The sequence below is a fragment of the Enterobacter sp. WCHEn045836 genome (assembly GCF_003965585.1).
Classification (GTDB): domain Bacteria; phylum Pseudomonadota; class Gammaproteobacteria; order Enterobacterales; family Enterobacteriaceae; genus Enterobacter; species Enterobacter dissolvens.
Map to the genome: position 1 here is coordinate 154,440 of NZ_RXPT01000009.1, position 18,271 is coordinate 172,710.

Genomic DNA, 18,271 nt, shown 5'->3' on the forward strand with positions numbered 1-18,271 from the left:
TCCTATGCTGGTAAATCTTTGCGACTATAAACAGAGCGTCACGCTTATTGCCAACAGCGGTGTGCAGTTCCTCGATTTCGGCCTGACGCCACAGGACACCGCCAGCAACGGGCGCTTCGTGCGTAAAACCGCGAACGGCCCGCTTTTGCGTCTCGATTTCGACCTAGTTAACGGGCGTTACACCCTGCCCGGTACGGACGGCGGCCAGCCTGAAGTGGTCAAGCCTGAGACAACCATAGCGCTGCATCAGTCGCTGGCTGTGCTGGATGGCGTCTGGCTCCCGGTTCCGTTCCTGCGATTCAACCCGCCGCGTACCTTTGTTGACGGCCCGGACAACTGGGCGCGTGTTCAGGTCCGCAAGCTTGAGACGCCTGACACCGCAGGCAACACCCACCGCGTCACCCTCGCCCTCGACAGCCAGATTGCGGAGCATGCCACCTACGCGCTGTCGCCGGTGGAAAACGACATTCTTAACGGGACCCGCTTCGCGCTGGCCTGGCGCGATGCCGAAGTGGAAAACTTCCTCGACCAGACGTGGATAGACGGCTGGCTGCGCGAAGCGTTCACGCAGTATGCCTCGGACGTTGAACACCGTTCAGAACGCGATCTGCAGCAGGCCATGCGCAGCTTTGAGTATCAGGCTCACTGGCTGAATGTGCTGACCATGCTCGGTGAACAGCTCACCGTACCGGAAGTCAAATTTGTCACCCATACGCTCAGCACGCCTGCCATTCCGGTCGATTTGATCCTCGACGTGGGCAACACCCATACCTGCGGCGTGATTATTGAAGATCACGGCGACGCCAACGACGGTCTGCGCCAGACGGCCGAGTTGCAGGTGCGCTCGTTGAGCGAGCCGCAGTTCCTCAATGAGCCCCTGTTTACCAGTCGCCTGGAGTTCTCGGAAGCGCGTTTTGGCAAGCAACACTTTTCCGTTGAAAGTGGACGTGAGGATGCTTTCGTCTGGCCTTCTATCGTCCGGGTTGGCGATGAAGCGCGTAAGCTGGCTATGCAGCGTCTGGGAACCGAAGGTAACAGCGGGATCTCCAGCCCGCGTCGCTACCTGTGGGATGAAACGCCAGTGGTGCAGGACTGGCGTTTCAGCCAGATGAACAGCAAAACCCAGCGCGAGCCGCTGGCGACCGCGTTCCCGCTGATGAACCTGATGAATGATGACGGCGAACCGCTGTTTACGCTGCCCCAGGACGAGCGTCTGCCGGTCTTCTCCCCGCAGTACAGCCGCAGCACCCTGATGACCCATATGCTGTGCGAGCTGCTGGCACAGGCGCTGGGCCAGATTAACAGCGTCGCTACGCGCCTGCGTCTGGGCTTCCCGGCGTCTCCGCGCCAGTTGCGCACGCTTATCCTTACTCTGCCCTCGGCGATGCCGAAGCAGGAGCGCGAGATCTTCCGCCGCCGCATGTTTGAAGCGATTGCCATCGTCTGGAAAGCGATGGGATGGCATCCGCAGGATGAAGACTTTGCCACCCGCAAGCAGCAGGATAAAAGCGTGGTGCCGGTGCCTGAGATCCAGATGGAGTGGGATGAAGCGAGCTGTGGGCAACTGGTTTGGCTCTACAACGAAGCGATCTCCCGTTTTGGTGGTCAGACGGAAGCCTTCTTCGCCTCCCTCGCCCGCCCGGATCGTGAACCTGAGCCTGATGTGCCGCCGGGCCGTTCACTGCGCGTGGCCTCTATCGACATTGGCGGCGGCACCACAGATATGGCGATCACCCACTATCAGCTGGATGACGGCTCCGGGAATAACGTCAAAATCACGCCACAACTTCTGTTCCGCGAAGGGTTCAAAGTGGCCGGTGACGACACCCTGCTGGACGTGATCCAGCGCTATGTGTTGCCAGCCCTGCAAACACAACTGCAGAAATCCGGTATTGCGGACGCGTCTATGCTGATGGCGTCGCTGTTCGGTGACTCCGGTCGTATCGACACCCAGGCGGTATTGCGCCAGCAGACTGCACTTCAGCTCTTTATGCCGATCGGTCATGCTATTCTCGCCGCGTGGGAATCCAGTGACATTGACGATCCGCTGGCCGGTTTGCATGCCACCTTTGGCGAACTGCTGCCGCAGAAACCAACCCGCAACGTGATGAACTACCTGCAGCAGGCAGTCGACCATGCCCTGCCTGCCGGTTCTGAAGCTTTCGACCTGTTGGCCGTTCCACTGCATGTTAATTTCCGCGAAATGCAGGATGCAATGCTGGCGGGTCAGTTCACGCTGGCCTCTCCGCTTCATGCGGTGTGCGAAGCGATCTCCCATTACAGCTGCGATATTTTGCTGATCACCGGTCGCCCGGGCTGTCTGCCGGGCGTTCAGGCGCTGATCCGCCATCTGCAACCCGTGCCGGTCAATCGCATCGTATGGCTGGATAAATACCAGGTGCATGAGTGGTATCCGTTCAGCCAGCAGGGGCGTATCGGCAACCCGAAATCGACCGCCGCCGTAGGAGCCATGCTCTGCAGTCTGGCGCTCGATTTGCGTCTGCCGCGCTTTAACTTTAAGGCAGCCGATATTGGCGCCTACTCCACCGTGCGCTATCTGGGCGTGCTGGATAACACCGTTAACACGCTGCGTGAGGAAAACGTCTGGTATCAGGATATCGACCTGGATAAGCCTGGCGCAAAACTCGACGCCCGCCTGCATTTCCCGCTGCGTGGGAACGTCACGCTCGGCTTCCGCCAGCTGGCGAACGCACGCTGGCCGGCGACGCCGCTGTACACCCTGAGTATCAACTCGGCGGAACTGGCCAAAGCGATTGCGGGTGACGGCGTGCTGAACGTGCGGCTTAAGCTCTGCGGAGGCAGCAAGCACGAAGGCCCGGAATCTTTCGCGCTGAGCGACGCCTGGCTGCAGGATGGAACCCCTGTTCCACCAGACGCCTTAACCTTCAAACTGAATACCCTGGCCGATCGCCGTCATAGCGGCAGCCACTACTGGATCGACAGCGGGAGTGTATACCTGAAATGAGTGCAACGATGACCACCACGCAGGCCTTAATCGGGTGGATTAACGAGACGCGCCTGCACGCCCCGGTGCTGGATAACGATGCCGACGCCCTGCTGGCCCGTATCAATGCGGCGCAGGCGCGTGAGCAAGCCATTGACCAGGCCCTGACCCGTCGGAGCAGCATTGGCCTGTATGGCCATTCCCAGAGCGCCAAAGCGCACCTGCTGTTGTCCCTGTGCGGCAACGGTAACGGGCGGCTGAACGTCACCCCCGGGCAACGCACGTTCGATTACTTCTCGCATATCAACCCGGGACACGCCCTGACCAACATGGCGCTGCGCTTCACCAGTGAAAGCGCGGCGGTGGTTGACGAGGCGTTCCCGCTACGTCTGAGCCTGGTGACCGAGGCCGAGCTGGTGCAGCTGTTTATCGCCCGTACTTCGTTACATCCGCAGATCCGCGCCGTGGACAAGGCCGTTATTGAGACACGCCTTGAGAAGTGGCGCGGTCTGCGCCAGCCGCAGGGTGTGCCCGGCATAACTGCACAGGAAGTGGGTGCAATTGCCCGCTTCTGGCAAAGCACGGTACCTGCCGCCAGACAGCAAATTGATGATGTGCTGTGGCATCAGTTTGCGCAACTGGTGCCATCGCTTGATCTCACCACCCGGGCCAGCGTCTGGTCGCTCTTGTGGGGTGAGCAACAGGAACTGACCCAGCAGTGGTTAAAACTCGCCCATGTTCTGCACCAGACCAGCCACGCCAGCGAACTTGCCGCCCCGCTCAGCCTGCTGGTGGATAACTTTGGTCTGCCTGGAGAGGGCTTCCTGACCCATGGCACCTTTACCCTTCCGGACGCCCAGGAGACGCTTCTGCATCCCCTGAACAACGGCGAGATGTTGAATGCCATTAGCATTCCCGTCGATGTACTGGCGTTTCTCACGCGTGAGCTGGTGCTGCCGGTCGAGAGCAGCGCGCTGGATAACGTCGATATTATTGATATCCCGGTCTTCGCAGAAAACAGCGCCGATCCGCTAAGCCAGGCCAAATGTCAGTGGCTGCTGGAACACTATCGCCAGCAGCTGCAGCCAGATGTGCTGGTGATCTGCAATGCAACCGCGCAGCATGACCAGACGGCAAAAAAAGCAAAGGTGCTGATGAACTGGGTCAAAGAGACGCAGCCTGCAGAGGAATCTGCCCTGCCGGGTCTGGTGTGGGCGATTACCCCTCACGACGCGCGTTTTACCACCCGGCAGAATCTCGATGAAGCGGTCCAGCATCTGCTCGGCCAGCCGGGACTGCGCTGGGGGACACTGCAGGCGCTGGACAGCCACAGCATGCAGCGCGTCATCGAGTGGCTGTCTCAGGCCACGTTACCTGCCCAGCGACAGAAACGTCTCAACACGCTGAAAACGGCGCTGCGCCAGGAGCTGTCGGCTTTAATGCACAGCTATCTGGCACCGCTGGTGGAAGAGCCAGGCGCAAGACGTGCTCAGGCCGAAAATATGGTGCGCACACTGCAAAGCAGCGCCGCCCGTCACGGCGAGTTGCTCGAAGGTCTTTTGCCTCCGCTTAAAGCCTTCGAAACGCTTCTGGCCGTCCAGCAGCCGCGCGAGGAACAGGTCAACGGTCTGTTTACGAATAGCATTGATCTGTTTGCTGACAATGCACAGGAAAATACCAGTACATACCAGACAAAGGACAAAGCTCGCCTGGCGCATAAAGTGTGGCTGAACCATCTGCGCCAGTGGAGTCGCAATGACGCAGCGGCCACCCGCCTGGGGCTGGATCCAGCCGTGTTACAGCAAATTGCCGAGGTTCTGGTAGTCGCCAGCTACCGACTGAACCTGCCTCAGCAGCTTCAGCGCATTGTCGAAACCGACAAGAGCAGCGCCGCACAGCTGCATGCGGTGATGGGTAATTTCGTTGGCTGGCTCGGTTACGACCAGACGCCCGTTGCTGAACGTCCGGCAAGCCGCATCCGCAAAGGCCAGGCAATATTTGTCACGCCGGTGGTCAGCAGCGCAATGCCGCGCCTCACCCGCCTGGGAGAGCAACCGGTTCACGCTGCCACCGCCTATGTGTACGACTGGCTGGTCGCACTGTATAGCCGTGCGATTGAGAACATCGATTACCAGCATCCGCATGATGTTCAGCCTGACGCACGTCGGGCACTTCGGGCTTTAATCCTGTAGCAGCCTTTGTTGCCGGGTGGCGCTGCGCTTACCCGGCCAACATTCCGCAACGATAATCACGCCGCCATACACTCCGCTAACGTCTGCGCCAGTGCCGACGGGTTTTCCCACGACATGGAGTGCCCCGCAGCAGGGATGATTTTGACCTCAACGCCCTTCTGCTTCAGACGCTCCACATCGTCATCCGGCAAAGAGAGCTCGCCAAAAATCAACGTCACCGGGCAAGGCAGCGACAGAAATTGCGTTTCCCAGTCTGGCTCAACGCCCGCCACCAGGCTCGATGCGCCGCGCCAGACAGCATAAGGGGCATTACTTTGGAGGCACCCGGCCCACGCCGTTTTTTCTGTTCGGAGCATGGCCTGATATCCCTGCTCCAGAAACTGCTGTTCCGTTTGTGCGGCAATCGAGCGGCTGAACATCCCACCCCCGGCATGAAAATTGGGTTCCGACACCATCAGCCCTTTAACACGCGGTACCAGCAACCCCGCCGCTTCAATGGCGATGCTTCCGCCCATGCTGTGACCGTACAGCCAGAAGGCATCGAGCTTCAGATGATCCACCAGTTCAGCCACAACACGGGCCTGATCGGTAGTTTTGTAGCTGTAGTGCTCAGGCTTATCGCTGTAACCGCTGCCGGGTAAATCGATGAGAATCGTTCTGCACCCGCCAAACTGAGGGTCACGAACGACGCGGGGATATTCATAGGAAGAGGCGCAGCCCAATCCATGGATGAAGACGACGGGATCGCCAGAGCCGGGCAAATCATGCCAGCGGACGGTGCAACCCGCATGTTGCGAGTAAAAACTGTTCATAAGCACTCCTTTTACGATGCACTGTTTATTTATACAGTTACCGTAGCAGGAATGCCATGTTCATCGTTTAAAAATGGAAGCGTGCTTCAGAAAAGCGAGACCAGCAGCGCAACGGGGAAGCTCATCGGCCAGGTCGACCCTACCAGAAACGCGCTGAGCAGGCGGATGCGTTTACGATCTTTAGACAGGAACCAGGTGATTAATGCGCAGATAGAAGCCATGATTGCGTAAAAAACCAACATCTTTTGATACAACGTCATTCTGTATTCCAGAGCCGAAAAAATAACCGCACGCAATATGCGTCATATGTTGATACAGATCAAGTTTTTTCGTTACAGAATAACCACTTAAATATTAAGGCTAATAACAAATGAGTATATTGCGTTACAACTATGTCCTGACAAGGATCCGTCTTCGTAAACCATGCATGACAAGATCCAGGATCAAGGTTGCACTTTGACTCTTTAATCCCTCTGGCTTCGATGCCCGTGGTTATCTCCGGGCAACAAAAAACCCCGCCTGAGCGAGGTTTGGCATCTTTTCAATGGTGAATTAAAAAGGGAGCATTGCGCGGATTTCAGTGTGCCAATTATGAAAGGCAGGTAGGTCATCTAATAACCAGAAGCCTAAACCAGGTACTGCAACACTCATCATCATTTGAGCAATAACGTTAAACCAGTATTCACTAGGTTTAGTGTCTTTGTGTATATATTCCTTTCGCATCGTTCCCTTGAAGGTTTTAGTGTAGACACCTCGTCGCAAAAAGATAATCGACTGAACAAGCATAAAGGGGCAGGTCAGAAAAATTGCACATATCGTGAACCAATATTGAAATCCCATTACCTGTCATTCCAGTTGCCGTTTTGGGCCATTATTACACATGTTTATCCAACTCCAGTCAGGATGGCATAATCATCGACCAGGCAGCTCTGCTGAGCACTCATTTTAACTTCAATGCCCCACAAGCAAGCGGCTGAAATATATTTTCATTACATTACAGCCACTTAGCAACATATTAGTGTTTTATCATCACATGCCGGACAACGGTATAATCCTCAAGCCCATATACCGACATATCTTTCCCGTAACCGGATAACTTCATGCCGCCGTGTGGCATTTCGCTTACCAGCATAAAATGGGTATTCACCCAGGTGCAGCCATATTGCAGACGCGCGCTGAGCCGGTGAGCGCGCCCCACATCCCGGGTCCAGACGGACGAGGCCAGGCCATATTGTGAATCGTTAGCCCAGGCCAGCACCTGTTCTTCGTCGTCAAATTCAGTGACGCTCACCACCGGGCCAAAGACTTCACGTTGCACAATGGCATCTTCCTGTTTTGCCCCGGCCAGAAGGGTTGGCTGGAAGTAGTAACCCGCCCCCTCTTTTTTACTGCCGCCCGTCACCACGCGGATATGGCTGAGCGCTTTGGCCTCCTCCACAGCCTGACAGACGCGCGACAGATGCGCTTCAGAACTCAGTGGCCCCAGCTCGGTAGAGGCCTCTTCCGGCGCCCCCATCTTCAGGCTGGCCACCGCTGCGCCCAGCTTTTCCACCAGCGCAGCATAGACCCCCTTCTGGGCATAAATCCGGCAGGCCGCCGTACAGTCCTGCCCGGCATTGTAGAAACCAAACGTCCGCACGCCCTCGACGACCGCATCCAGATCGGCGTCATCAAAGACGATAACCGGTGCCTTGCCGCCCAGCTCCATGTGGGTACGTTTTATCGAGGATGCCGTATGGCCGATGATGTGCTCCCCGGTTGCAATTGAGCCGGTGAGTGACACCATGCGCACTTTCTCATGCCCGGTCAGCGGATCGCCTACCGTTTTTCCGCGCCCGAACAGCACGTTCAGCACGCCAGCCGGGAAAATATCCTTCGCCAGTTCGGCCAGTTTTAAGGCGGTCAGCGGCGTAATTTCAGAGGGCTTGATCACCACGCAGTTCCCGGCGGCCAGCGCAGGTGCCAGCTTCCACGCCGCCATCATCAGCGGGTAGTTCCAGGGGGCGATGGAGGCGACAACCCCGACCGGATCGCGGCGGATCATCGAAGTATGCCCGTCCAGATACTCACCCGCCGCCAGTCCGTTCAGGCAGCGGGCCGCGCCAGCAAAGAACCGAAACACATCGACTACCGCGGGGATCTCATCCCCCAGCGCGCAGTGCAGTGGCTTACCGCAGTTCAGGGATTCGAGTCTGGCAAACTCGTCGGCATGCGCTTCAATAACGTCAGCCAATTTCAGCAGGCATTCGGCACGCGTTTTTGGCGTGGTTTGCCCCCACTGTGCAAACGCCCGATCGGCTGCCTGCACGGCCGCGTCGACCTGCGCGGCTGACGCTTCAGCAATCTCCAGCAGAACCTCTCCGGTGGCAGGGTTATAGACCGGCTGTTTTTCCCCCTCGCCGCTCACCAGTACACCATTAATCAGCAGTCGTTTTTGCATAGCATTGTCCCGTTGAAATCAATGTTATTTCCCGCTCCCGGCGCTGTTCTCGCCGTCGCGGGTTAGCCACCAGGCTCCCAGAATGGGGAAGGTTGTCACCAGCATCACCAGCAGTGCGACCACGTTGGTGACCGGCACGTCGCGCGGACGTCCGAGCTGATTAAGCAACCACAGCGGTAACGTGCGCTCGTGTCCCGCGGTAAAGGTTGTGACGATAATTTCGTCAAACGACAGAGCAAACGCCAGCATGCCCCCGGCCAGCAGTGCCGACCCAAGATTGGGCAGGACCACGTAACGGAAGGTTTGCCAGCCATCGGCCCCTAAATCCATCGACGCTTCAACCAGGCTCCAGGAGGTGCGTCGGAACCGGGCAATCACATTGTTAAACACCACCACCACGCAGAACGTGGCGTGCCCGACAACGATGGTAAAAAAACCAGGCTCCAGGTTGATGGTTTTGAAAGCAGTCAGCAATGCCAGACCGGTGATGATGCCCGGCAGCGCTATCGGTAACAGCAGCAACAGCGAAATGGCGTTTTTGCCAAAAAACGCGCTACGCCACAGCGCCGCTGCAGCAAGCGTGCCAAGTACCAGGGCAATAGCCGTCGCTAACGCCGCAATTTGAAGTGACAACGTCACGGAATCAATAATGTCGCCACGCCCCGCCGCCACGCTAAACCACTTCAACGTCAGCCCTTGCGGCGGGAAGCTGAAGGCCGCGTCCTCTGTATTAAAGGCGTAGACGGCAATAATCAGCAGGGGAAAATGGAGGAAGATCACCCCGCCCCAGGCTGCCACTTTCAGGAACAACGGTGCGCGTTCAGAGTGCATCGAATGCTCCCAGACGTTTCACGAACGCCAGATAAAGCGAGATAAGCACAATCGGCACCAGGGTGAAGGCGGCGGCCATGGGCATATTGCCGATGGCGCCTTGTTGGGCATAGACCATATTGCCAATGAAATAGCCCGGCGGCCCTACCAGCTGTGGCACGATAAAATCTCCCAGCGTCAGAGAGAAGGTAAATATCGAGCCCGCCGCGATACCTGGGATCGCCAGAGGCAGAACAACATAACGAAAGGTCTGACGCGGACGCGCGCCGAGATCGGCAGAGGCTTGCAACAACGAGGCAGGCAGCCGTTCCAGCGACGCCTGCACGGGCAGGATCATAAACGGCAGCCAGATGTAGACAAAGACCAGAAACCGCCCCAGCCCGGAGGTCGATAACGTGTTCCCGCCAATCGCCGGGAGCGTCAGAACAGAGACCAGAATAGGCTCCAGCCCCAGATGGCTGAGAAACCACTGCGCCACGCCATCTTTCGCCAGCAGCAGAGTCCACGCGTACGCTTTGACGATATAGCTCGCCCACATCGGCAGCATAACGGCAATATAGAAGAACGCTTTCCATTTGCCGCTGGTGTAACGCGCCATGTACCAGGCCATCGGGAAGGCCAGAATGGCACTGGCGAGGGTGACCGCAATAGCCATCACCAGCGTACGGATAATAATGTCGTAGTTTGCCGGGTTAAAAAGTGCCTGAATGTTCGCCAGCGTCAGGTCCGGCGTAACCGACATAGTGAAGTCATCAAAGGTATAAAAGCCCTGCCACAGCAGCGTGAGGAGCGATCCCAGATAGACGATGCCAAACCACATCAGCGGTGCCAGCAGAAGCAGGAATATCCCGAGCGACGGTTTGCGCCAGAAGTTTGCAGTAATGCGGCTTAGGGTACCGCGTGGTGCGGGAGGATGTAAGACGCTCATCGCCATTTCACCCTTCCTCATGCAGGCGGATCATGGCGTCGCGCGACCATGACGCCAGCACCGCCTGCCCCGGCTCAACGCCGGTTTGCAGTGTGGCCGCGCTGAGATTGGCCTGGCTCACCAGCAGTTTTGCCCCCCCGGCAAGTTTCAGCTCCAGGCGCGTTGCCGCCCCCTGATACTGGACAGCCTGCACCACGCCTTCAACCTGAACCTCACCGCTCTCATTGAGCCGGATATGTTCCGGTCGTAGCGAATAAGCGCCCTCCATGCCGCACACTTTTTGCGCCAGTGCCGGATCGAAAACGTTCGAGGTGCCGACAAAACTGGCCACGAACGGCGTACGCGGGCGCATGTATAGCTCACGCGGGGTATCCACCTGCTCAATGCGTCCGTTGTTGAAAACGGCGACCCGGTCGGACATTGACAGGGCTTCCCCCTGATCGTGGGTCACAAAAATAAAGGTGATCCCGAGTGCCTGTTGAAGTTTTTTCAGCTCGACCTGCATCTGTTCGCGCAGCTTTAGATCGAGTGCACCCAGCGGTTCATCCAGCAATAGCACGCGGGGTTCATTGACCAGCGCACGCGCAATGGCAACGCGCTGACGCTGGCCGCCGGAAAGCTGCGACGGCTTGCGCGCAATGGCAAAGCTCAGCCCGACCTTTTCCAGCGCCTCCTGCGCCAGTGCATGGCGTTTTTTCTTGTCGATGCCTTTGACCATCAGCCCGTAAGCGACGTTATCGAGAATCGACATATGCGGAAACAGCGCGTAGTCCTGGAACACCGTATTGACGTCTCGCTCCCACGGAGGAAGCTCACTCGCTTCTTTACCGAAGATTGTGATCACCCCGCCGGAGAGTTGTTCAAAACCGGCGATCAGCCGCAGGCAGGTGGTTTTGCCGGAGCCCGACGGCCCCAGCATGGAGAAAAACTCCCCGTCACGAATGGCAATGCTCACCCCATCCACCGCCCGTACGTCGCCGTACAGACGGGAAACGTCATTAAACTCTACCGCGTACGTCATGTTCTGCTCCCGGATGATTAACGGCCACCCATGATGGCGATGTAATCCTGCGTCCAGCGGCTGTAAGGCACATATTTGCCGCCTTCGGCGATCGGGGTTTTCCAGAACTTGATTTTGTCAAAGGCGTCGTAACCGTTGGTTTCACAGCCTTTCTCACCCAGCAGCGTACTGGCCTTACACCCTTGCGCCACCACCGGCAGAGAGCCAAACCACGCCGCCAGATCGCCCTGCACTTTTGGCGTCAGCGACCAGTTCATCCATTTGTAAGCACACATCGGGTGTTTTGCCTGAGCGTGAAGCATAGTGGTGTCTGCCCAGCCCGTGACGCCCTCTTTCGGGAAGACGGTCGCGATCGGCTGGTTCTCGGCTTTCAGGGCATTCGCCTGATATGGCCAGGCGCTGGACGCCACCACGCCTTCATTCTTAAAGTCGCTCATCTGTACGGTGGTATCATGCCAGTAGCGGTGGATCAGGGCGTGCTGATCGCGTAGCACTTTCAGAACCGCAGCGTACTGTTCTTCCGTCAGCTGGTAGGGGTCGTTAATACCCAACTGGGGTTGAGTGGCCTTCACAAACAGCGCCGCATCGGCAATGTAAATCGGACCGTCATAGGCCTGCACGCGGCCCTGGTTGGTTTTACCGTCCGGTAAGTCTTGTTTTACAAAGACCACGCTCCAGCTGTCCGGCGGTGTCGGGAAGGTTTTGGTGTTGTACATCAGCAGGTTTGGCCCCCACTGATACGGCGTGCCGTAGACGTTGCCGCCCACGTTAAACCACTCACCTTTAACGAGGCGCGGGTCGAGGGTTTTCCAGTTGGGGATGAGTTCCGGGTTAATCGGCTGAACGCGTTTGCCCATAATCAGACGGAGCGACGCATCTCCGGATGCGGTGACCAGGTCATACCCGCCTTTCGCCATCAGGCTCACCATCTCGTCCGACGTGGCGGCGGTTTTGACGTTTACCGCACAGCCAGTCTCTTTTTCAAACTGGGTCACCCAGTCATAGTTTTTATCCGTTTGTCCCCGCTCGATGTAACCCGGCCAGGCAATAATATCCAGCCGACCTTCTCCGTCGCCAATCGCTTTCGGTGGCTCGGCGGCTTGCGCGGTCATTATGGCCATACCAAGCGCACACAGGCTGCTGCGGGCAAATTTTTTGCTCATAAACATTACTCCAGTCGCAATGAAAATTTAGCGGCAGCCGTGCCGTAAAAATATCTCCCTCATTAAACGTAGACCGCGCAAATGCCCCGCACCGTGCGGCTTAAGGAAATTTCATCAAGGTGTGACCGAGGGCGCATTCCCCGTTAACTGGATTATAGACAAGGGGTTAGGCGTGAGAGGTGGTATGCAGATTTCGTATGATGCGACGCGGCAAAATGGTCGCCGCGGCGGCAAAAAGATAAGCAATGATTATTTAGCGAGAGGCCGGAATCGTTATTTCAACATGCTGCTGATTAATTTCCCTAACTGAATAACGGCCTGCTCTTCCCGCTCTCCCCATGCCCAGGAGGTATTAAAACGGAAAAAAGGTGTCCAGACATCCGAGGTGGAAAACATCTTGCCTGGGGCAATACTGATGTGATGGCGTAACGCTTGTTCGCTTAACAGTCCTGCATCCAGCTGTGCCGGAAGTTCCAGCCACAAAAAGTAGCCGCTGTCGTTATGATGGATTTTGACGCCCGGCGGCATATGGCGCAAAAGTGACTGCCACGCCTGCTGTTTACGCTCGGCCAGCGTGCGCCGCAGGCGGCGAAGATGGGCGTCGTAGCGTTTGGTCGCCAGGTAATCTACCAGCGCCAGCTGCATGGGGGAGCTGGTTGAGAGTGTGCTCATCAGCTGTAACTGTTGAATGCGTCGCGCATGTTTACCCGCCGCTACCCAGCCGATACGAAAACCGGCCACCAGACATTTCGAAAACGAGGAGCAGTGCAGCGTCATGTCCTGACGATCCCATGCTTTCGCCGGGAGCGGCTTTTCACGCCCAAAATAGAGCTCGCTGTAGACATCATCTTCAATCAGCGTGACGTTGTGCTTCGTCAACAGCGCGACGAGCTGCGCTTTTTTTTCCGCACTGAGCGTAAAGCCAAGCGGATTTTGACTGTTGGTCATTATCCAGCAGGCTTTTACCGGGTAGTCACTTAGCGCCTGTTCAAGCGCATTAAGATCGATTCCCTCGCGCACGTCCGTCGCAATCGACAGGGCCTTCAGTTTCAGGCGTTCCAGCGCCTGCAGCGCGCCGTAGAAACAGGGATTTTCAACGATCACCCAGTCCCCCGGCTCGGTTACTGCCTGCAGACTCAGATTCAACGCTTCGAGCGCGCCTGCGGTGATCACGATCTCATCCGGTGAGATGTTCATCCCCTGCTGTGCATAGCGGCGGGCAATGGCGTGGCGCAAATCGACGTTACCCGGCGGCAGGTTCTCAATCACGCTCATCGCCGTCGCGGTTTTGCTGACGTTCGCCAGCGAGCGGTTGAGTTGCTGAAGCGGGAAAAGACGCGGGTCGGGAAAGGCGGAAGCGAAAGGAACAACCGACGGATCGCGGCTGGCCTGCAGAACGTCGAAGATATAGGTGTTGATGTCCACCGCTTCGTCGCGCATGACCTGTGCAGGCGGCGCTGGCTGCTGTGCGGTCGGGCGCGAGGCAACGTAATAGCCCGACTGCGGTCTGGCGACAATGCGCCCCTGGCTTTCCAGCATCTGATACGCGTGGCCCACGGTCATAAAACTCATGCCGCTGCTCGCCACCTGCTCTCGCAGAGAAGGCAGCTTATCGCCCGGCAACCATACGCCAAGCTCAATCTGCGAGATAATTTGTTGCGCCAGACGCTGGTATTTTTTCATCAGATTCTCCTTATTGCCGACAGTGTATATCAGCAGGAGAAAAAGAGAAGATTTTGCTAACTGTTATGGTTTGCGGAATTAATTACTTACGGTACTCGGTCACATGATTGTGTGCGAAACGAGCCGCGGCCAGATGGTCGAGCGTAATCATTGGCGATTTGCAAAAGATGCATTTTGCGCCGAAAGGATTTTTCTCAGACACATCAAAGGCTGAAGTACGGTACTGCGAGCCATGACAGCATGGGCAGCGAAAATGGATATAAGAAGTCATAGGATTCTCCTGTAAACGTAAAAACGTAAATTACTCATGAGCCGATCAGGCGATAATGGTTTGAAACAAAACTAATCGGAAAGTAGATAAAGACCCAAGAGAGGCTGCGGAGAGGCACAACGTGATGAGAACTGCTTTATAAAACTACGTCAGATATTTATTTGGACTCAAAACCAGAAGACCATTAACGCACGGTGCTGACGACAAAGCAAGCGGTTTAATGCGTAAAATTCATAAAAAGAATTTTCTTATGCCTCAAAGACGAGGTATATCAGATGGCTAAAGCGTGCGTTTTTAGCCAACTGTTATGGTTAAATTTCGCTTTTCTGCGTCTGATAGACTGAATTGCGCCTCTGTACCATAACAGCACACCGTTTGACATTGAGGCTGTGCATGTTTGGTTTAGATGCTTTTCATCTTGCACGGATACAGTTTGCTTTTACCGTATCCTTCCACATTATTTTCCCGGCAATCACTATCGGCCTGGCAAGCTATCTTGCTGTGCTTGAAGGGCTGTGGCTGAAAACAAAAAATCCGGTCTGGCGCTCGCTGTACCACTTCTGGTCCAAGATTTTTGCCGTTAACTTTGGCATGGGCGTGGTCTCCGGGCTGGTGATGGCGTATCAGTTTGGTACCAACTGGAGCGGGTTTTCGCAGTTTGCGGGCAGCATTACCGGCCCGCTTCTGACCTATGAAGTGCTGACCGCCTTCTTCCTCGAAGCCGGATTCCTCGGCGTGATGCTGTTCGGCTGGAATAAAGTTGGGCCTGGTCTGCACTTCTTCGCCACCTGTATGGTGGCGCTGGGGACGATTATATCCACCTTCTGGATCCTCTCTTCCAACAGCTGGATGCAGACCCCACAGGGCTACGAGATCGTCAACGGGCAGGTCGTCCCGGTAGACTGGTTTGCCGTGGTCTTTAACCCCTCCTTCCCTTACCGGCTGCTGCATATGTCGATAGCCGCCTTCCTCAGTAGCGCCCTGTTTGTTGGCGCGTCAGCGGCATGGCATCTGCTGCGCGGGAACAATACGCCCGCGATTCGCGCCATGTTCTCCATGGCGCTGTGGATGACCCTGATTGTGGCGCCCATCCAGGCAATGGTCGGTGATATGCACGGGCTGAATACGTTAAAGCATCAGCCTGCCAAAATCGCCGCCATTGAGGGACACTGGGAGAACCCACCGGGGGAACCTACCCCACTGCTGCTGTTTGGCTGGCCGGATATGGAACAGGAGCGTACCCGCTTTGGGCTCGAGATCCCCGCTCTCGGCAGCCTTATCCTGACGCACAGTCTGGAAAAACAGGTTCCTGCGCTCAAGGAGTTCCCGAAGGAAGATCGTCCAAATTCCACCATTGTCTTCTGGTCATTCCGCATCATGGCGGGCTTAGGCATGCTGATGCTGCTGCTTGGCGTGGTGGCGCTCTGGTTGCGCTATAAAAAGCGTGTTTACGCCTCGCGCCCCTTCCTGTGGTTCGCCCTGCTGATGGGGCCTTCAGGGCTGATCGCCATTCTGGCCGGGTGGGTGACCACCGAAGTGGGCCGCCAGCCGTGGGTGGTCTATGGGCTTCAACGCACCCGGGATGCGGTTTCCGCTCATGGCGATCTGCATATGAGCGTCAGTTTGCTGGCTTTCTTCGTCGTTTACACCTCCGTCTTCGGCGTCGGTTACAGCTATATGGTGCGCCTGATTAAAAAAGGGCCTCAGCCTCACGAATCGTTCGCCACCGAGGCCGATGGACGTCCGGCACGCCCGCTGTCGGCAGTTACCACAGTCAATAAGGAGCAACCATAATGGGTATCGATCTTTCCATTATCTGGTTTGTCATCATCGTCTTCGCGACGCTGATGTATATCGTGATGGACGGTTTTGATCTGGGGATCGGTATTTTATTCCCGGCAACACAAAACCCGGACGATCGCGATGTGATGGTCAACAGCGTCGCGCCGGTCTGGGACGGGAACGAAACCTGGCTGGTGCTGGGTGGCGCGGCCCTCTTCGGTGCCTTTCCGCTGGCCTACGCGGTGATTATCGATGCCCTCACCATTCCGCTGACATTAATGCTGATCGGTCTTATTTTTCGAGGCGTGGCGTTTGAGTTTCGTTTTAAAGCAACGCCAGCACACCGTCCGTTCTGGGATAAGGCCTTTATTGGCGGTTCACTTCTGGCGACGTTTACCCAGGGCGTGACGGTAGGTGCCGTCATAAACGGTTTTACCGTTACCGGGCGAGCCTATACCGGCGGTCCCTTTGACTGGTTTACCGCGTTTAACCTGTTCTGCGGCGCGGGTCTGGTCGTGGCCTATGCGCTGCTGGGCGCCACCTGGCTGGTGATGAAAAGTGAAAATGCCCTGCAACAGCGGATGCGCGAGGTTTCAAAAACGTTGTTAATCGTGCTGCTGGCGTTTATCGCGGCAATCAGTCTCTGGACGCCACTGGCTCAACCGGCTATCGCCGCGCGCTGGTTTACGCTGCCAAATCTGTTTTACCTGTTGCCTGTCCCGGCTCTGGTCGTTCTGCTAAGCCTGTATCAGTGGCGCTGCCTGAATAATCTGCAAAGCCATAATCGGCCGTTTATCCTGACGCTGGGGCTTATTTTTCTCGGCTTTAGCGGGCTTGGGATCAGCATCTGGCCGCATATTATCCCACCGTCGATCACCCTGTGGCAGGCGGCCGCGCCGACACAAAGTCAGGGCTTTATGCTGGTAGGTGCGTTGTTGATCATTCCCGTTATTCTGGTCTACACCTTCTGGAGTTACTACGTATTTCGCGGGAAAGTACAGCATGGGGAGGGTTATCACTGATGCAACAGCCTGTCTGGAAACGATTGCTGTGGCTGGCCATTATCTGGGGCGGCAGCGTACTGGCGCTGGCGGCTGTCAGTATGTTCTTCCGCATGCTGATGACGGCCGCCGGTTTTAAATCTCACTGATCTTTTCCCGGGCAACCACTGTGTTGCCCGGTCTCCTTCCCGCACTTTCAGATAAACCCCATTAACGCATGCCAGCGTATCGTTACACTGGTAAATGATTCACGGTATTTATAGTTCGAGAAGAAAAATGAAAAAGCTCATTGCGTTAAGTGTTATCAGTCTTGCCCTCACCGGCTGCGTTAATCCGGGTAAAGCGTCCGTTCAGCCGGAGCAGCTTAAGAACCACCGCTTCGTGCTGGAAAATGTGGACGGGAAAGCCGTGAAGGCCACAGCAACGCAACCTGAGATCGCGTTTAGCGCGCTGCCTGATATCAGCCTGGTTAATAACATCAGCATTTCCGGCGTGATGTGTAACCGTTTCAACGGACAGGGAAAATTGTCCGAAGGGGAACTTAAGGTTAAAGGGCTGGCCATGACGCGCAAACTCTGTACCGAGCCGCAGTTGAACGAACTGGATCAGGCCATCGGCGACATGCTGCGCAAAGGGGCGCAGGTCGACCTGACTGAAGACCAGTTAACGCTGGCGACAGCCGACAAAACGCTGATGTTTAAACGTGCTGAATAATCAGTAGTTACCGCAGGATCCCACGGCAAGCGACTGTTCACTGCAGCGTTTGCCATTTGGCAAGGCGCACATCCCAATCGCAGAGCCATCGAGCTGGCGGGCAACCGACAGTGAGCCACCAATCATCGCACAGTTAGCTTGTCCTGAACTGGACATCGCGGCTTTCATTCCCGGCGTCACGTGTGCTGCCGTTGCCTGCTGGACAGGTTCGTTGCTACAGGCCGATAACAATAACGCGGCACACCCTACCCAAAACGCTGAACGCATGCTCTCTCCCCCATTAATAATGCGAAACCTATGCATAATAGGCATCACATCCCGTGTCGTCGAGAGCGGAAGTGCGTATTTATGCGCTGCTGAAACAATTTCTCGCAATTTTTTTGGATATTGTTGAACCTGAAGCTGTTGGCAGTATATTACTGCTTTGCTCTTTGGGATTGCGTTAACAGGCTGGTTCATAAGGATAAT

At 56.3% G+C, this 18,271-nt stretch carries 16 protein-coding genes; 6 read left to right on the top strand and 10 right to left on the bottom strand.

The window, feature by feature from the left end:
• The first annotated feature begins 4 nt into the window (after positions 1-4).
• Positions 5-2,986 (top strand): virulence factor SrfB, encoded by a 2,982-nt coding sequence (locus EKN38_RS13835; RefSeq protein WP_014832077.1) that lies wholly within the window; start codon positions 5-7, stop codon positions 2,984-2,986.
• Entirely contained in the window at positions 2,983-5,157 is a 2,175-nt protein-coding gene (locus tag EKN38_RS13840) for a virulence factor SrfC family protein (RefSeq protein ID WP_050860540.1), read from the top strand. The genes EKN38_RS13835 and EKN38_RS13840 overlap by 4 nt, the downstream gene beginning before the upstream one ends.
• 56 nt (positions 5,158-5,213) lie before the next feature.
• Here EKN38_RS13840 and EKN38_RS13845 read toward each other — a convergent pair whose 3' ends face one another.
• From EKN38_RS13845 to EKN38_RS13890, 9 genes are all read right to left on the bottom strand, one after another.
• The gene (locus EKN38_RS13845) at positions 5,214-5,969 is read right to left on the bottom strand and encodes an alpha/beta fold hydrolase (RefSeq protein ID WP_014832078.1); all 756 of its coding nucleotides are present in this window, start codon (positions 5,967-5,969) and stop codon (positions 5,214-5,216) included.
• 86 nt (positions 5,970-6,055) lie between these two features.
• Positions 6,056-6,229: a GhoT/OrtT family toxin gene (locus tag EKN38_RS13850; RefSeq protein ID WP_013096478.1), complete on the bottom strand. Its 174-nt coding sequence runs from the start codon at positions 6,227-6,229 to the stop codon at positions 6,056-6,058.
• 755 nt (positions 6,230-6,984) lie between these two features.
• Positions 6,985-8,409 carry an aminobutyraldehyde dehydrogenase gene (gene patD, locus EKN38_RS13860; RefSeq protein WP_014832080.1) on the bottom strand — a complete coding sequence of 475 codons (1,425 nt, stop codon included), beginning with the start codon at positions 8,407-8,409 and terminating at the stop codon, positions 6,985-6,987.
• A gap of 24 nt (positions 8,410-8,433) precedes the next feature.
• Entirely contained in the window at positions 8,434-9,240 is an 807-nt protein-coding gene (locus EKN38_RS13865; RefSeq protein WP_014832081.1) for an ABC transporter permease, read from the bottom strand.
• A complete protein-coding gene (locus EKN38_RS13870; RefSeq protein WP_014832082.1) occupies positions 9,230-10,174 on the bottom strand; it encodes an ABC transporter permease in 945 nt (314 codons plus the stop codon). Before EKN38_RS13870 ends, EKN38_RS13865 begins: the two co-directional genes overlap by 11 nt.
• Before the next feature lies 1 nt (position 10,175).
• A complete protein-coding gene (locus EKN38_RS13875; protein ID WP_014832083.1) occupies positions 10,176-11,189 on the bottom strand; it encodes an ABC transporter ATP-binding protein in 1,014 nt (337 codons plus the stop codon).
• A gap of 17 nt (positions 11,190-11,206) precedes the next feature.
• Positions 11,207-12,352 (bottom strand): putative ABC transporter substrate-binding protein YdcS, encoded by a 1,146-nt coding sequence (gene ydcS / locus EKN38_RS13880; protein WP_014832084.1) that lies wholly within the window; start codon positions 12,350-12,352, stop codon positions 11,207-11,209.
• 273 nt (positions 12,353-12,625) lie between these two features.
• A complete protein-coding gene (locus EKN38_RS13885) occupies positions 12,626-14,035 on the bottom strand; it encodes a PLP-dependent aminotransferase family protein (protein ID WP_014832085.1) in 1,410 nt (469 codons plus the stop codon).
• Positions 14,036-14,117: 82 nt separating this feature from the next.
• Positions 14,118-14,306, bottom strand: coding sequence for a hypothetical protein (locus EKN38_RS13890; RefSeq protein ID WP_043951635.1), 189 nt, complete (start codon positions 14,304-14,306; stop codon positions 14,118-14,120).
• A 393-nt stretch (positions 14,307-14,699) separates the two neighbouring features.
• Here EKN38_RS13890 and EKN38_RS13895 point away from each other — a divergent pair, with 393 nt between their 5' ends.
• The 4 genes from EKN38_RS13895 (at position 14,700) to hslJ (ending at position 17,803) form a co-directional block, all read left to right on the top strand.
• A complete protein-coding gene (locus tag EKN38_RS13895; protein WP_014832086.1) occupies positions 14,700-16,100 on the top strand; it encodes a cytochrome ubiquinol oxidase subunit I in 1,401 nt (466 codons plus the stop codon).
• Positions 16,100-17,110 carry a cytochrome d ubiquinol oxidase subunit II gene (cydB, locus tag EKN38_RS13900; protein WP_014832087.1) on the top strand — a complete coding sequence of 337 codons (1,011 nt, stop codon included), beginning with the start codon at positions 16,100-16,102 and terminating at the stop codon, positions 17,108-17,110. Before EKN38_RS13895 ends, cydB begins: the two co-directional genes overlap by 1 nt.
• Positions 17,110-17,238, top strand: a complete 129-nt coding sequence (locus EKN38_RS13905; RefSeq protein WP_013096467.1) for a DUF2474 domain-containing protein — start codon at positions 17,110-17,112, stop codon at positions 17,236-17,238. The genes cydB and EKN38_RS13905 overlap by 1 nt, the downstream gene beginning before the upstream one ends.
• Positions 17,239-17,365: 127 nt before the next feature.
• The gene (gene hslJ / locus EKN38_RS13910; RefSeq protein ID WP_014832088.1) at positions 17,366-17,803 is read left to right on the top strand and encodes a heat shock protein HslJ; all 438 of its coding nucleotides are present in this window, start codon (positions 17,366-17,368) and stop codon (positions 17,801-17,803) included.
• Here hslJ and EKN38_RS13915 read toward each other — a convergent pair whose 3' ends face one another.
• Positions 17,804-18,070 carry a DUF333 domain-containing protein gene (locus EKN38_RS13915; RefSeq protein WP_014832089.1) on the bottom strand — a complete coding sequence of 89 codons (267 nt, stop codon included), beginning with the start codon at positions 18,068-18,070 and terminating at the stop codon, positions 17,804-17,806. It abuts the gene before it with no gap.
• Between the last annotated feature and the right edge of the window lie 201 nt (positions 18,071-18,271).

Coding starts and splice junctions, on each gene's coding strand:
- EKN38_RS13835 (WP_014832077.1), top strand. CDS start 5: ATGCTGGTAAATCTTTGCGACTATAAACAGAGCGTCACGCTTATTGCC.
- EKN38_RS13840 (WP_050860540.1), top strand. CDS start 2,983: ATGAGTGCAACGATGACCACCACGCAGGCCTTAATCGGGTGGATTAAC.
- EKN38_RS13845 (WP_014832078.1), bottom strand. CDS start 5,969: ATGAACAGTTTTTACTCGCAACATGCGGGTTGCACCGTCCGCTGGCAT.
- EKN38_RS13850 (WP_013096478.1), bottom strand. CDS start 6,229: ATGACGTTGTATCAAAAGATGTTGGTTTTTTACGCAATCATGGCTTCT.
- patD (WP_014832080.1), bottom strand. CDS start 8,409: ATGCAAAAACGACTGCTGATTAATGGTGTACTGGTGAGCGGCGAGGGG.
- EKN38_RS13865 (WP_014832081.1), bottom strand. CDS start 9,240: ATGCACTCTGAACGCGCACCGTTGTTCCTGAAAGTGGCAGCCTGGGGC.
- EKN38_RS13870 (WP_014832082.1), bottom strand. CDS start 10,174: ATGGCGATGAGCGTCTTACATCCTCCCGCACCACGCGGTACCCTAAGC.
- EKN38_RS13875 (WP_014832083.1), bottom strand. CDS start 11,189: ATGACGTACGCGGTAGAGTTTAATGACGTTTCCCGTCTGTACGGCGAC.
- ydcS (WP_014832084.1), bottom strand. CDS start 12,352: ATGAGCAAAAAATTTGCCCGCAGCAGCCTGTGTGCGCTTGGTATGGCC.
- EKN38_RS13885 (WP_014832085.1), bottom strand. CDS start 14,035: ATGAAAAAATACCAGCGTCTGGCGCAACAAATTATCTCGCAGATTGAG.
- EKN38_RS13890 (WP_043951635.1), bottom strand. CDS start 14,306: ATGACTTCTTATATCCATTTTCGCTGCCCATGCTGTCATGGCTCGCAG.
- EKN38_RS13895 (WP_014832086.1), top strand. CDS start 14,700: ATGTTTGGTTTAGATGCTTTTCATCTTGCACGGATACAGTTTGCTTTT.
- cydB (WP_014832087.1), top strand. CDS start 16,100: ATGGGTATCGATCTTTCCATTATCTGGTTTGTCATCATCGTCTTCGCG.
- EKN38_RS13905 (WP_013096467.1), top strand. CDS start 17,110: ATGCAACAGCCTGTCTGGAAACGATTGCTGTGGCTGGCCATTATCTGG.
- hslJ (WP_014832088.1), top strand. CDS start 17,366: ATGAAAAAGCTCATTGCGTTAAGTGTTATCAGTCTTGCCCTCACCGGC.
- EKN38_RS13915 (WP_014832089.1), bottom strand. CDS start 18,070: ATGCGTTCAGCGTTTTGGGTAGGGTGTGCCGCGTTATTGTTATCGGCC.